Origin of the sequence: Rahnella sp. R3(2024) (assembly GCF_042920125.1) — a bacterium.
GTDB lineage: Bacteria > Pseudomonadota > Gammaproteobacteria > Enterobacterales > Enterobacteriaceae > Rahnella > Rahnella rivi.
Window position 1 is genome coordinate 1,934,862 of record NZ_JBHGBU010000001.1, and the last position, 13,825, is coordinate 1,948,686.

A 13,825-nucleotide genomic window follows, 5' to 3' on the forward strand; every position below is an offset into this window, starting at 1 on the left:
TCCTTAGCTGAGGGAAAGATGGACTCCGTTAAGTGTTTGAGAATAGACGCCTGCTGCCCGATCGGCAAAAGAGAATCCTAAGTAAATCGTGTTATTACGAGGCAGGTTCCATATTTTTGGCCGCCGCATTCTGTCAGGATAGCGTTCTTCGCAGCACGTAAAATGACCGGAAAAGAGATGATCAAAAACCAGACTTTCAGCGACCAGCGCTTTAGCCAGCAGCAACTGTCGGGCGAAGAATTTCACGATTGCAGGTTCCTGCGCTGCCGTTTTGACAGCACAAATCTGTCTGACATCGCTTTCGTCAACTGCATTTTCTACGACGATGAAACACAGTCAGGTTGTTCTTTTCAGCATGCGCAGCTGAAAGATGCCAGCTTCAAACATTGCGACCTGACGATGGCAGATTTCAAAAATGCGCAGGCGCTGGGTCTGGAGATCCGCGAATGCAAAGCCACCGGCGCAGATTTCAGCGGCGCCAGCTTTATGAATATGATCACCTCCCGCACCTGGTTTTGCAGCGCATTCATGACCAAAAACAACTTCAGCTACGCCAACTTCAGCAAAGTCATTCTGGAAAAATGCGAGCTGTGGGAAAACCGCTGGACCGGCGCGAACGTGCAGGGGGCAAACTTCAGCGGCTCCGACCTTTCCGGCGGCGAATTCACCGAGTTTGACTGGAATAACGTCAACATAACCCATTGCGACCTGACGAATTCAGATCTGGGCGAACTGAACATCCGCAAAGTGGATCTCGATGGCGTGAAAATCGACGACTGGCAGCAAAGCCATCTGCTGGAGAAGCTGGGGATGATTGTGATTCATTCGAAGTGAGCGTATTCGAAATCGCGGTTAACGCTTTTTCTGCGCGAGGCTGTAAAGCGCCTCAATATTACTTTTTTCGCCTTCGGCCTCTTTCAGCCTGCGACGCTGTTCAGCGAACTGCTCATATCGCTGGCAGGCTATTTCATCCGCTTCTTTTTTGCTGATTTTGCCGCTGTCCTGCAAAACGTCAAATTCATTAAATTGAAGGAATTGCTCCAGTTTCTCCTCCCAGTTTTTTAAGAAAATCTGCTGACGGCGTTTAGTTTGATCCTCAGCGTAATCCAGCCACATTGAGATAATGCGATTGAGTTGATCGATTTCTGATTCACGTAAGTAATTTTTAGCAATCGTCGTATCTGTCTTACGCACATGATCATATTTGAAACTGGTCAGCCCCATATCCGGCAGGCTGGCGGCGGCACGCTGGGCGATGATTTCTGCTGCCGTCATGCCCGTGCAGGCATAATACAGGCATAATGCAGCTTATTCTGAATCGCCTGGCAAAAGCGCGCGGTATGTTTATCTGAGGCTTGATAATCCGCCGCCATTGCAAAGATATCTTTGATCCGTAAATAAACACGGCGTTCGCTGGCACGAATATCCCGGATGCGTTCATGCATCTCATCGAAATAATCCGGCACAACAGACGGGCCAACAGGTGGATTTTTCAGCCGCTGGTCATCCATCACAAACCCTTTGATGACATATTCCTGCAAAGTTTGTGTTGCCCACTGGCGGAATTGCGTACCCCGGGTTGAGCGAACGCGGTATCCGACAGCAAGAATGGCATCAAGATTGTAATAATCAATCTGCCGGGAAACCTCCCGGGTTCCTTCCTGACGAACTATCCGGAATTTCCGGATAGTTGCGTTTCGCTCAAGTTCGCCTTCCTGATAAATATTCATCAGATGTTCGTTAATTGTCCGAACATCTTTTTGGTAAATTTCAGAAATCAGAGCCTGCGATAACCACAAAGTCTCCGACGCGAAGCGACATTCTATGCGTACACGCCCGTCCTTAGCCTCAAAAAGAACAAACTCTCCCTCCGGCGCCAGAGGCGTAATGTGTTCATCCATCCTGACATACTCCTTCAGACGCCATGAGGCGTTTAACCTGCAGACAATAGCCTCATTCTACCTGTTTCCCCTGAATGCAAAAATAGCGGTTAATCTAACCCGATATGGAAACCGAAAAGTGCGCTTCTCCCCCGCCCTTCATCAGAATCTCATCACACTATGCTATAACTGGCATTCGCTTTAGCCACGAAATTAACCTCATGAAAGATAATAGTATTTACTCTCCTCAGGCGCCTGTGCCGGAAAAATCACGGGTGCTGGGCTGGTCTGATTTATTCTCGCTGTGGTTCTCGCTCGGCATGGGCCTGATGGTATTGCAGGCCGGGGCGATTCTGGCACCGGGGCTCGGGCTGGCAGGATCGCTGGCGGCGATTGTGCTGGGTTCTGCCGTCGGTGTTGCGCTGCTGGCGCTGGTCGGGGTGATCGGCGGGCAAACCGGCATGTCTTCGATGGCATCGCTGAAACTGAGCCTCGGCAAACGCGGTGTGGCGCTGCCGGTGCTGTTCAATCTGATCCAGCTGATCGGCTGGGGCGCGTTTGAAATTGTGGTGATGCGCGATGCGGCCAGCCTGCTGGCAAAACGGGCCTGGGGCGACGGCAGCTTTTGGGCGAATCCAACCCTGTGGACGTTTATTTTCGGCATCGTCGCCACCTTGCTGGCGGCCAGCGGTCCGCTGGCATTTATCCGCGTGGTGCTGCGCCGCTGGGGGATCTGGTTACTGTTGGCGAGCTGTGCGTGGCTGACCGGTTATCTGTTCCTGCACGCGGATTTATCAATGCTGTGGCATAACGCCGGGAACGGTTCGATGCCGTTCGCGCTGGCCTGCGACATCGTGGTGTCGATGGCATTTTCATGGCTGCCGCTGGTGTCGGATTACACCCGTTTTGGCAAGTCTGCGCGGCAAAATTTCTGGGGAACCGCCTGCGGATATTTCCTCGGCAGCGTCTGGATGATGTCACTTGGCGTCGCGTATACGCTGGCGTTTGTCAGCACCTCAGCCGATGCCAATGCGCTGCTGCTGGCGCTCTCAGGCGTGGCGCTCGGTATTCCGCTGCTGCTGATTCTGGTGGATGAACACGAAAACGCCTTTGCGGATATTCACTCGGCGGCGGTATCGGCGGGCACATCGGTGCCGGTGAGCGTCGGGAAACTGACGCTGGGCATCGGCCTGCTGTGTACGCTGATCGCCTGGTCGGTGCCGCTGACGCAATACGAAAACTTCCTGCTGCTGATTGGTTCGGTCTTTGCACCGCTGTTCGGCGTGGTCTTGACCCATCATTTTGTGCTGCGTCGCCAGACCAACGAGAATCTGAATCTGCGCTCGGTCGCGGCCTGGTTTACGGGGATCGCGGTCTATCATCTGATGGCGAATCTGCTGCCTGATGTCGGCGCAACTATTCCGTCGCTGCTGGTAGCGGGGCTGATGTGCTGGGGATTGGGGCGTAAAGTCTGAACTAAGAAAACCGCCCCTCAGGGCGGTTCCTTAATTACTACAAACCAGATCCCATGTTGACGTTAATCTTGATATCAGAAACGTTAACGTTCCATCCACCATTCTCAGTCGTCATCAAAGAACCCAGCACAACGATCAGTGCATAAATACACTTTTTCATTGTTGCGGCCTTTTACAACCGCGTTTCACCAATAAGCACCGGGACTTACAGGAGAAGGACAGGCAAAGTTGAGGTTGCTCGTCCCCGCGGTACTGAAAGTGCTATTTCCTAAGCCCGGTGACCTGCCGCTAAACAGGCGAAACTAGCCCCGCGCGCAGACTAGCACTAAGACCATAAAAAAAGTAAGACAATTTTATAGTCTCCCAACTTGTTCAGTTTGGGTGAATCATGTACAGTTCTTTCCGTTGGGGTTGCTTGTTCCCGCTTGTTTTAAAGAGGCTGATTTAGCGCTAACTGAATCACCCAACAAAAAAACCGCTCTTTGAAGCGGTTTTTTTGTGCCTGAAATTCAGCTCTTACAGCCTCATTTCCCCTGCCCGAAAAAATCGTTGTACAGCATATAAAGGTGCGCCGCGCTCCATGAGAAGTTGGGTGCGCCTTGCTGCTGGCCGGTGAGCGGGTTGTAGTTTTCGCGGATCGGGCCGTCGGTCACCAGGCCGTCGGCGTGGTCGAAGAAGGCCTGCGCCATGGCGATAGCATCGTTGCGGTAGCCGTACTGTTCCATGCCTTTCAGGCCGAAATAGAGCTGATCGACCCACACGCGGCCGCGCCAGTAAATGTCCGCACCGAACGCCGGATTGGTCAGTGCGGCGGTGCCGAGCGGCACATAGGTGTTGAATTCGCGCCCATCTTTCATCACTTTGACCACGGCGTCAGCATGCGCCTGCGTTGCTGCGCCGTTAAACAACGGCGACCAGCCTTCCGGGCCTTTGCCGCGTTCGACTATCGGTTTGCCGGCGCAGCCGTTAGCCAGCGGTTTCTCTTCAATGCGGATGTCATAGAAAAAGCCGCTGCGGCTGTCGAACATGCAGGTATTGATGTATCCGGCCAGTTTGATGGCTTTCGCACTAAAATCTGCGGCTTCGGTTTTCTTGCCTAAAATGCCGGCGATGTCGGCCATGTACTTGTTGTCGCTGTACATATAACTGGCTTCATCGACCGATTCCTGTAGCAGTGAATATCCCAGCAGCGTTCCGTCATCAGAACGGTTTTCGGCGAATTTAACCTGCCAGTCTTGTTTTTTACCGCCATTTTTGATGTATTTCGCCAGCTGATCGGCGTCGATAAAACCAAAGGCCGCCGCATCGTCCCTCCCCGATTCCCATGAAGCCGCCACCTGCGCCGGAATTTCTATGCTGTCGTACTGACCGGATTTCACCACGCGGTCATAGTTTTTCAACCCGGATTCGGTCTGTTCTTTCTTCCCTTCGCGAACGGTAAACAGCATGCTGCCGTCGGCGGTATTGTGCGCTTTATCCCGTGTGGCGCCGTATTCCGGCACGCCGTTATGGTTGTGATCGCGGTTGCGCAGCCACCAGTCATGATAGGCGACCAGTTTCGGGTACATCTCTTCCAGCCACTGTTTATCACCCGTCGTTTTGTAGACTTCCATCACCGACCACGCCGCCAGGCTCGGCTTGGTATTGCGCTCATTCCAGTTGGTGCCGTCGCCACCGCGCTCAGGACTTGTGTTATAGGCGATGAGATCGGGTACAAAACCGGCATCCCACGGGCGAACCGTATCGCCGGGTGGGATCTGAAACGCAAACACGGCGCGGATATTGTTTTTCGCCACGTCAGGATTGAAATGCGCCATCGCGTAAGCCTGTTTCCAGGTGTCCCACGGCCAGGTCTGATTGCCGGAGAACCAGCGGCCGGTGACAGATGGCGTCACGGAATCAAATCTCATTACGCCCGCCGCGCCGCGCCAGTTACCGTTAAGGGTTTCGATGGCTTTGACCGCCACACGTTCCTGCGCCGGTGTGGCGTGCGGATTGGTCAGCCCGCGGCTCAGATATCCTTCCCAGCGCTGTTGTGAGGCTGCCAGAAAACGTTGCGGATGCGCCAGAATACCGGCGATCTCAGGCTGCTCTTTCTGTACCTCACCGGCGGTCAGCAGATGCGAATAGGTGGTGTAAATCGTGGTGGAACCGGCGATGTTGGCTTTCGCGGTAAACTGATGCCCTGCCACCGTCGTCTGCATCGGCAGGGATTTGTGGATCTGGTATTCCGACTCGCCCGACGTCATCAGGCTGGAGGCCTCGCGCACTTTCCCGAAGGTCACGCGCAGGCCGTCAGCCGTTGGCAGGATCTTACGGGTATAGCCCGGATATGCCTGTTCGATGGTTTTATCCGATGGCGGTTTCCCCTCCTGAGCGCGCAGGTTTTCCAGTAATGCGCCGTCCCAGACCAGTTCCAGCGGGGAATCGGTGGTGATTTTGGTTTCCAGCAACGAGGTGCGGGCGGTGACAAAACGCAGCGTCATGTCGACGCGAATGCCGGGCGCGGTCAGCGTCTGGATCAGCGCGCCGGGAATGCTGTATGCCTCCATGCTGAGCGCCACTTTCTGACCGTTTTTGAAGATCGTCAGCCGGTCAAAGTTATCCGCCATAAAGTTGATGTATTCTTCGGTCAGCAGCGCCGGGCCGGGAAATCCGCCCATGCCTTCTGGCCCGGCCGGTAATAAATGTCCGTGCCACGCGCCGTCATCAAATAAAGGATTAAAACGCTGATGCTCATCGAAATCATAATCGAGCATATAATGCGGCGCGCCGGTGCGGTTAATGACGTTTTTATAAGACTCAGCCTGTAATGGCTTTGCCGTTTCAGCGGCCGCATTGCCGGAAACAAATAAGACAGACGAAATAAATAAGGCAAGGATTTTAACGCTGCTGATATTTTTCATTATGATTTACCCCAATAGAAATATTGCATCAGAAATATCGAATTACTGGCGCCAGTATTGTCGTTGCTCATATAAAATTTACTGTCTAATGCAGTCGCGAACCGGCCACCATAATATTCGTACCAGATACCGGCCTGCGCGTAGGAGGTGGTGGTATCCGCCGCGTTATCGAGACGGTGTTCGGCGTAGCTGTAGGCAGTCGAGAAATACAGGCCGGACACCGCTTCGACCATCGCGCTGACCATCATGCCCGATTCACTGCCGGGCTGATTGCCATCGCCTTTGCCGGTGTGATGCCAGACACGTCCGGCGAGGTTTTTGCCCTGTAAACCCGCAAGTACCAGTTGCCCGGTGCCGTCGGTGAGTTCGAGGCCGTTGAGCAGCGTCAGCCCGTCGGTCAGATCGTATTGCGTGTAACCGTTAACCATCGCCCGGTACGTGTATTTATCTGAATAACGGTCATATTTGCCAAAATGCAGCAGCGCCTTACTCTCATCAACGCGGCTTTCCGGCGCGGCGGTCACGCTGTAGCGGAACTTGCCGGTGAGGTTCTGGATTTTCGCCGCCTGCGTTAAATCGCGGGTATTGGGAATGACGTAACCGTATTCCGGCGTGAAATCGCCCCACCATTGCAGGTCATCCAGCGAGGAGTCATTGCGCATGCTGAGGATCATCTCGGTGCCGTTATCGGTGCGGTAGCCGCCATAAAAACGGTTCAGGCCGCCTTCAAATCCGCCCCAGCTGTGATCGGGCACCCAGGCATTTCCCTGATGATCGGCCTGCACTGTCCAGCCTTCGCCATAAATAAGCCCGAACCAGTGGCCCCGTTGTATTTCCAGACCGCCTTCGATATAGGTGCCATCGCTGTATTTATGCTGGTCCTGACCTTTTAAATACACGCTGCCACCGCCGCCCATTTCGCCATAAAAACGGTAAGCGGTTGCCTCTGCGTTTTCTGGCGTTATTTCCGGTGGGGTTAACATATTATGTTCGGCGGGAACCACAGATTCCTGCGCCCATAAATTCATTGGTGAGGCGAATAATAAAAATACGAGTATTTTATTGAGTGGTATTTTCTTCATCGGTATGCGCATCGCTCAGGGTGAGTGGGCTGAAAGTGAGCCGGAAATTAAAACGCATACTAGTAAATATTTTACTAAAATATACTTAAATATCGGTAAAGCGTTAACCGGGTCACACTGCATTTTTGCAGCCCTGCGCGCATGCGGCGTGTATACATGCGTCTGCGTAGCCATTAAGCTAACCGCCTGATTTACTGATAACCCTGGACTGAGACGCTGATGGCAACATTAAAGGAAATCGCTGAGGCCGCGAACGTATCCGTTGCGACGGTTTCACGCGTGCTGAATGACGATCCGAGCCTGAGCGTAAAAGCGCAGACCCGGCAGAAAATTCTGGAAGCGGCAGAACGCCTGGAATACAAACTCTCGTCGGCCAGGCGCAACGCCACCCACCGCATGACGTTTGCCGCGCTGTTCACTTACCGCCAGGGGTTGGAAATTGATGACCCTTATTATCTTTCCATGCGCTATGGCATTGAAACACAATGCGAAAAACTCGGCATTACGCTGGTTTCCGGCTACGACTTTACCGGCGATAAAGCCCTGCCGTCTGCCGAGGGCTTTCTGGTTATCGGGCAGCCGCAGGCCGCGCTTCATCAGCAACTCAGTCAGCAATCCCTCCCGGTCGTGTTTATTGATGGCGTGATGGACGATCCGCAGTCCGACTGTGTGAATGTCGATCTGTTTAAGATCAGCCAGAAGGTGATCGATTTCTTCATCGGGCAAGGCTATTCGAGGATCGGGTTTATCGGCGGGCGCGATGAACCTGAATTTGCCGATCAGCGCGAGCAGGCTTTTGTGGAATATGGCCGGCTGAAAAATGTGGTGCAGGCAGAGGATATTTATTACGGCGATTTCACCAGCCAGTCCGGCTACCAGTGCGCCAAAAAAATGCTGCTGGACAACAGGCCGTACCCTCCGGCGCTGCTGATTGCCACCGATACCATTGCGCTGGGCGTGACCCGTGCGCTGCTGGAGCACGGCGTGAAAATCCCGGAGCAGATCGCGCTGATCAGCGTCAACGACATCCCGACCGCACGCTTTGTTTTCCCTTCTTTATCAACGGTGCGCATTCATTCCGAAACCATGGGCGCGCAGGCGGTTAACCTGCTGACCGAGCGCCTGCGTGATGACCGCAACGTGCCGCTTTCCGTATTTGTCCCCAGCTCATTGCAGTTGCGCGATACCACCCGCCGCTGATCCCGCCCTGGCGTTTCACACCTTCTGACGCCCTGCTTTTTCCGATCGGGCAGGCGTCAAAGGGATCGCCGACGATCGTTAAAAATTAACTGCCTGATCCCTCACCGCTTTTTTTAATTAGTGTGATCCCTCTGACAATCGGTAAATTTTTTTAGTTATTTTTACTAAATATTTACTATCTTGTTTCCCATAGATACACGTCTCAGGAGAGATCACGTGAATAATTGGGAAAACATCGACAAGCAGTCAGAACACCGTTTACCACCGAGGGCCAGTTTTTTCAGCTATGAGAATGCGCAACAGGCGCTGCGCTTTGACCGCGCTGCCAGCCACTGTTTTCAGCTGCTCAGCGGTCGCTGGCAGTTTGCCTATTTTGATCACCCGGCGTTAGTGCCGGACGCATTTTACAACCAGCCGGTGACGGGCTGGGGCGATATCGCCGTGCCCGGAATGTGGCAGATGGAAGGCCACGGCCAGCTGCAATACACCGACGAAGGTTTCCCGTTCCCGATCGACATTCCTTTCGTGCCCGCCAGTAACCCGACCGGCGCATACCAGCGGACGTTTAGCCTCGATGCCGCGTGGGCAGGCAAACAGATCATCATCAAATTCGACGGCGTCGAAACCTACTTCGAAATCTACGTGAACGGCCATTACGCCGGCTTCAGCAAAGGCAGCCGCCTGTGCGCGGAATTTGATATCAGCGCGTTTACGGTTCAGGGCGAAAACTTGCTGTCGGTGCGCGTCCTGCAGTGGGCGGACTCCACGTATATCGAAGATCAGGACATGTGGTGGATGGCGGGGATTTTCCGCGATGTGTATCTCACCGGCCAAAATCCTGTCCATCTCAATGATTTCACCGTGGTTACCGCGTTCGATGAAAACTACTGCGATGCCGTGCTGAGCATTGATGCCGTTCTGTGTAATTTGCGCGAGGCGGTCAGCGGTTATCGCCTGCATGCGCAGTTATCCGACAATGGCGTCTGTGTGGCGCAATTGTCAGCAGATAACCTGCATATCGGCGATGAAACCCGCTGCCGTCTGGACATACCGGTCAGCCAGCCACGTCAGTGGAACGCCGAACATCCTGAACTCTATCAGTTGCTGCTGACACTGTATGACGATGCGGGCAAGGTGGTTTCCGTGGTGCCGCAGCGCGTAGGTTTTCGTGATATCGGCGTGCGCGACGGGCTGTTTTACGTCAACGGGCGCTACCTCAAGCTGCACGGCGTCAACCGCCACGACCACGATCACCGCAAAGGGCGCGCGGTGGATATGGCGCGGGTGGAGCGCGATATCATCCTGATGAAACAGCACAACATTAATTCGGTGCGCACTGCCCATTATCCGAACGACCCGCGTTTTTACGAGTTGTGCGACCTCTACGGGTTATTCGTCATGGCCGAAACCGATCTGGAAAGCCACGGTTTTGCCAACGTCGGCGATCTGAGCCGCATCACCGACGATCCGCGCTGGGAACACGCCTATGTGGAGCGCATCGAGCGCCATGTGATGGCGCAAAAAAATCATCCGTCGATCATCATGTGGTCACTCGGCAACGAATCCGGTTATGGCTGCAATATCCGCGCGATGGCCGCACGCTGCAAAGCACTCGATCCGACACGTTTAGTTCACTATGAAGAAGACCGCGACGCCGAAGTAACCGACGTCATCAGCACCATGTATTCCCGTGTTTCTATGATGAATGCGTTTGGTGAGTACCCGCACGCCAAACCGCGCATCATCTGCGAATACGCTCATGCGATGGGCAACGGCCCCGGCGGATTAGCCGAATATCAGGCAGTGCTCAACCGCCACGCCAGCCTGCAGGGGCATTACATCTGGGAATGGTGCGATCACGGCCTGCTGGAAACCGGCGAAAATGGCCGGATGCGCTACACCTACGGCGGCGATCACGGCGATTATCCGAACAACTACAACTTCTGCATGGACGGGCTGATTTATCCCGATCAAACCCCCGGCCCCGGCCTGCATGAATATAAACAGGTGCTGTGCCCGGTCGGCGTCAGCCTGAGCGGCGGCGCACTGCATGTTAAAAACCGTTACTGGTTCAGCTCACTGGAAGACATCACGCTGTCGCTGACCGTGCAGATGGCCGGTCGCTGTGAAGAAGCCCGCGAAATCACCCTGCCGCATCTGCAACCCGGCGAAACGGAGGAGATTTCCCTGCCGCCATTCACCGCCAGCGGGCAGGAAATTTTCCTCAACGTCAGCATCTGCAAAAACAGCCCGACCGCCTACAGTGCGGCAAAACATCCGCTCGGCCAGTATCAGATGCTGTTGCAGGCGGCGCAGCCTTTGCCTGCTTCGCCGGTTGCCACACGCGTCACCCCGCTGCTTTGCGACGCGCAAAAACATCAGCTGATCGTCAGCGGCGAAAACTTCCGGCTGGCGTTTTCCCGCCTCGATGGCGAACTGAAAAGCTGGCAGGTGGACGGCGAAGAAATCCTGGGCCGTGCGCCGAAAATCAACTTCTTCAAGCCGGTCATCGACAATCACAAACCGGAATTCGAAGGCCTGTGGCAACCCAATCATCTGCACATCATGCAGCAGCATTTACGGTCGCTGCGCTGGGAGCCTATGCAGGATGACCTGGTGATTGAAGTGCAAAGCATCATTGCGCCGCCTGTTTTCGATTTCGGTATGCGCTGTACTTATCGCTGGCGGATTTCGCCTCAGGGCGCGGTGAGCCTCGATTTATCCGGCACGCCTTACGGCAATTTCAGCCACGTCATCCCGAAAATCGGCCTCGATGTTGGCATCAGCCGCCGCTTCACGCAGGTGGAATATTACGGCCGCGGGCCGGGCGAAAATTATCAGGACAGCCGTCAGGCCAACCTGATCGGCCATTATCAGCAACCGGTGAGCCATTTATTTGAAAACTACCCGATGCCGCAGGACAACGGCAACCGGCAGGACGTCCGCTGGCTCAGCCTGCGTGATAACGCCGGTCGCGGGATTTTCATTCAACCGCACCAGCCGATCAATTTCAGCCTGTGGCCGTACAGTTCGCAGCAACTGCAACAGGCGCAACACATCGACGAACTGACGCCGGACAGCTGCCTGACGCTCAATCTCGATCACAAAATCATGGGGCTGGGTTCTAACTCATGGGGGTCGGAAGTGCTCGATTCTTATCGCGTCTATTTTTCTGCATTCCGCTACGGCTTCACGCTGGTGCCGTTCCGTCAGCAGGACACCGACAGCCAGCATCTTGCGGAATTCACCTTTCATACCGGGGAGGAAAACTGATGATTATTCTCGACTCTTTACATGAATTTGAGCGGCTGTATCGCAGCGGAAAGAAATGGCAGCGCTGCAGGGAAGCCATCAATAACCTGGAAAATATTCGTCCCGGCGTTTTCCATTCTGTCGGCGATTCGCTGGTTTACCGGCTAACCAGCGGCAGCGAAAAACAACGGACGGAATTCGAAGGTCACCGCCGTTATTTCGATGTGCATTATTACCTCGAAGGGGCAGAAGAAATCGAGTTTGCCGCGAAATCTGCCCTGCACGGCGTGGCGCCTTATGACGATGAGACTGACCGTGAATTTTTTAGCGGCCAGGGTGAAACAGTCAAAGTGAATAAAGGCAGCGTGATCATTTTTGAAAATCATGAAGCCTGCCGGTTCAGGCCGGAAAAAGACGTCAGAAAAATCATCTTACAGGTGACTATCGAAGAGAGTTATTTCGTTAATAAATAATAAAAAACAATAAAACCCTTACCCTATAAACATCGCAGTTGGAGAGTTTCTATGGCCGGATCGAGCAGAAACACAATCGGCAAATTTGGATTGTTATCCATGACATTTGCCGCCGTTTTTAGCTTCAACAATGTCATTAATAACAATATTCAGTTGGGCATCGCGTCTGCGCCCGTTTTTCTGGTGGCGACAATCCTCTATTTCATCCCGTTTTGTCTGATCATCGCCGAGTTTGTTTCGCTGAATAAAAACTCGGAAGCCGGAGTTTACGCCTGGGTAAAAAGCGCGCTCGGCGGACGCTGGGCATTTATGACCGCCTATACCTACTGGTTCGTGAATTTATTTTTCTTCACCGCGCTGCTGCCGCGCGTGATTGCCTACGCCTCGTACGCCTTTTTAGGCCATGACTATATTTTCACGCCAGTCACCACGGCTATTATCAGCATCTGCCTGTTTGCCTTTTCCACGCTGATTTCCAACAGCGGCGCGAAATTACTCGGGCCGATGACGTCGGTGACCTCGACATTAATGTTGCTGCTGACGTTCTCTTATATTGTGCTGGCAGGCGCGGCGCTGATCGGCGGCGCAGAACCGGCCAATCCGATTAACGTCGAGGCCATGACGCCGCATTTAAACTGGGCATTTTTAGGCATTATTGCGTGGATATTTCAGGCCGCCGGCGGCGCGGAATCGGTCGCGGTGTACGTGAATGACGTCAAAGGCGGCAGCCGCGCATTCGTGAAAGTCATCATTATTTCCGGGCTGGTGATCGGCGTACTGTATTCCATCGCCTCCTTGTTAATTAACGTGTTTGTGGCACAGTCCGCGCTGCATTTCACCGGCGGCACCGTGCAGGTATTTGAAGGGTTATCGGCGCACTTTGGTTTACCGGCGGTGATGATGAACCGCTTCGTCGGCGTGGTTTCTTTCACCGCGATGTTTGGCTCATTGCTGATGTGGACGGCCGCGCCGGTCAAAATATTCTTTACTGAAATTCCTAAGGGGATTTTTGGCGAGAAAACGATTCGTCTGAATAAACACGGTGTCCCGACGCGCGCGGCGTGGATCCAGTTTCTTATCGTCATTCCGCTGATGCTCATTCCAACGCTCGGCTCCAACAGCGTACAGGAATTAATGAACACGCTGATCAACATGACCGCCGCGGCATCGATGCTGCCACCGCTGTTTATTATGCTGGCCTATCTGAATCTGCGGCTGAAATACGACTGCGTTAAACGCGATTTTAAAATGGGTTCCAGAATGCAGGGGATCGCCATCGTCAGTACGCTGATTGTGATTTTCACCGTCGGCTTTATCGCCTCGACCTTCCCGACCGGTGCCAGCATTATTACCATTGTGTTTTATAACGTCGGCGGACTGGTGTTATTCCTCGGCTATGCCTGGTGGAAATACAATAAATATTCCAAAGGGCTGGATGAGAACACCCGTTACCACGAGGATACGCCGCTGGCGAGAATTGTGCTGGAATCGCAAAATGAAACCGCCCGTCTGAAAGAAGCGACGGTTACCAAATCGCTGTCAGGGGCGTAACGGGAA

Annotated in this window: 8 protein-coding genes and 1 pseudogene; 6 read left to right on the plus strand and 3 right to left on the minus strand. The window is 53.8% G+C overall.

Annotated features, from left to right (window positions below; all coding sequences use genetic code 11):
- Positions 1-177 precede the first annotated feature (177 nt).
- Complete coding sequence (locus ABSH60_RS08815; RefSeq protein ID WP_056777150.1) at positions 178-834, plus strand: Qnr family pentapeptide repeat protein; 657 nt, start codon at positions 178-180, stop codon at positions 832-834.
- Between the two features lie 18 nt (positions 835-852).
- Here ABSH60_RS08815 and ABSH60_RS08820 read toward each other — a convergent pair.
- A pseudogene (locus tag ABSH60_RS08820) lies at positions 853-1,901 on the minus strand (virulence RhuM family protein).
- A 200-nt stretch (positions 1,902-2,101) separates the two neighbouring features.
- Here ABSH60_RS08820 and cytX point away from each other — a divergent pair.
- Complete coding sequence (cytX, locus tag ABSH60_RS08825) at positions 2,102-3,355, plus strand: putative hydroxymethylpyrimidine transporter CytX (RefSeq protein ID WP_390973599.1); 1,254 nt, start codon at positions 2,102-2,104, stop codon at positions 3,353-3,355.
- Between the two features lie 524 nt (positions 3,356-3,879).
- Here the strand turns inward: cytX and ygjK are convergent.
- Both ygjK and ygjJ read right to left on the minus strand, forming a co-directional pair.
- On the minus strand, positions 3,880-6,261 hold the full coding sequence (gene ygjK, locus ABSH60_RS08830) for an alpha-glucosidase (RefSeq protein ID WP_390973601.1): 2,382 nt from the start codon (positions 6,259-6,261) through the stop codon (positions 3,880-3,882).
- Positions 6,261-7,289 (minus strand): protein YgjJ, encoded by a 1,029-nt coding sequence (gene ygjJ / locus ABSH60_RS08835; RefSeq protein WP_235533440.1) that lies wholly within the window; start codon positions 7,287-7,289, stop codon positions 6,261-6,263. The genes ygjK and ygjJ overlap by 1 nt, the downstream gene beginning before the upstream one ends.
- A 273-nt stretch (positions 7,290-7,562) precedes the next feature.
- Here ygjJ and ebgR point away from each other — a divergent pair, with 273 nt between their 5' ends.
- The 4 genes from ebgR (at position 7,563) to ABSH60_RS08855 (ending at position 13,819) form a co-directional block, all read left to right on the plus strand.
- On the plus strand, positions 7,563-8,543 hold the full coding sequence (ebgR, locus tag ABSH60_RS08840) for a transcriptional regulator EbgR (RefSeq protein WP_183849817.1): 981 nt from the start codon (positions 7,563-7,565) through the stop codon (positions 8,541-8,543).
- Between the two features lie 216 nt (positions 8,544-8,759).
- Positions 8,760-11,816 carry a beta-galactosidase subunit alpha gene (gene ebgA, locus ABSH60_RS08845; RefSeq protein ID WP_390973603.1) on the plus strand — a complete coding sequence of 1,019 codons (3,057 nt, stop codon included), beginning with the start codon at positions 8,760-8,762 and terminating at the stop codon, positions 11,814-11,816.
- Complete coding sequence (locus tag ABSH60_RS08850) at positions 11,816-12,268, plus strand: beta-galactosidase subunit beta (RefSeq protein ID WP_217204241.1); 453 nt, start codon at positions 11,816-11,818, stop codon at positions 12,266-12,268. The genes ebgA and ABSH60_RS08850 overlap by 1 nt, the downstream gene beginning before the upstream one ends.
- A gap of 51 nt (positions 12,269-12,319) precedes the next feature.
- The gene (locus tag ABSH60_RS08855) at positions 12,320-13,819 is read left to right on the plus strand and encodes an amino acid permease (RefSeq protein WP_390973605.1); all 1,500 of its coding nucleotides are present in this window, start codon (positions 12,320-12,322) and stop codon (positions 13,817-13,819) included.
- The last annotated feature ends 6 nt before the right edge of the window (positions 13,820-13,825 follow it).

Coding starts and splice junctions, on each gene's coding strand:
- ABSH60_RS08815 (WP_056777150.1), top strand. CDS start 178: ATGATCAAAAACCAGACTTTCAGCGACCAGCGCTTTAGCCAGCAGCAA.
- cytX (WP_390973599.1), top strand. CDS start 2,102: ATGAAAGATAATAGTATTTACTCTCCTCAGGCGCCTGTGCCGGAAAAA.
- ygjK (WP_390973601.1), bottom strand. CDS start 6,261: ATGAAAAATATCAGCAGCGTTAAAATCCTTGCCTTATTTATTTCGTCT.
- ygjJ (WP_235533440.1), bottom strand. CDS start 7,289: ATGAATTTATGGGCGCAGGAATCTGTGGTTCCCGCCGAACATAATATG.
- ebgR (WP_183849817.1), top strand. CDS start 7,563: ATGGCAACATTAAAGGAAATCGCTGAGGCCGCGAACGTATCCGTTGCG.
- ABSH60_RS08850 (WP_217204241.1), top strand. CDS start 11,816: ATGATTATTCTCGACTCTTTACATGAATTTGAGCGGCTGTATCGCAGC.
- ABSH60_RS08855 (WP_390973605.1), top strand. CDS start 12,320: ATGGCCGGATCGAGCAGAAACACAATCGGCAAATTTGGATTGTTATCC.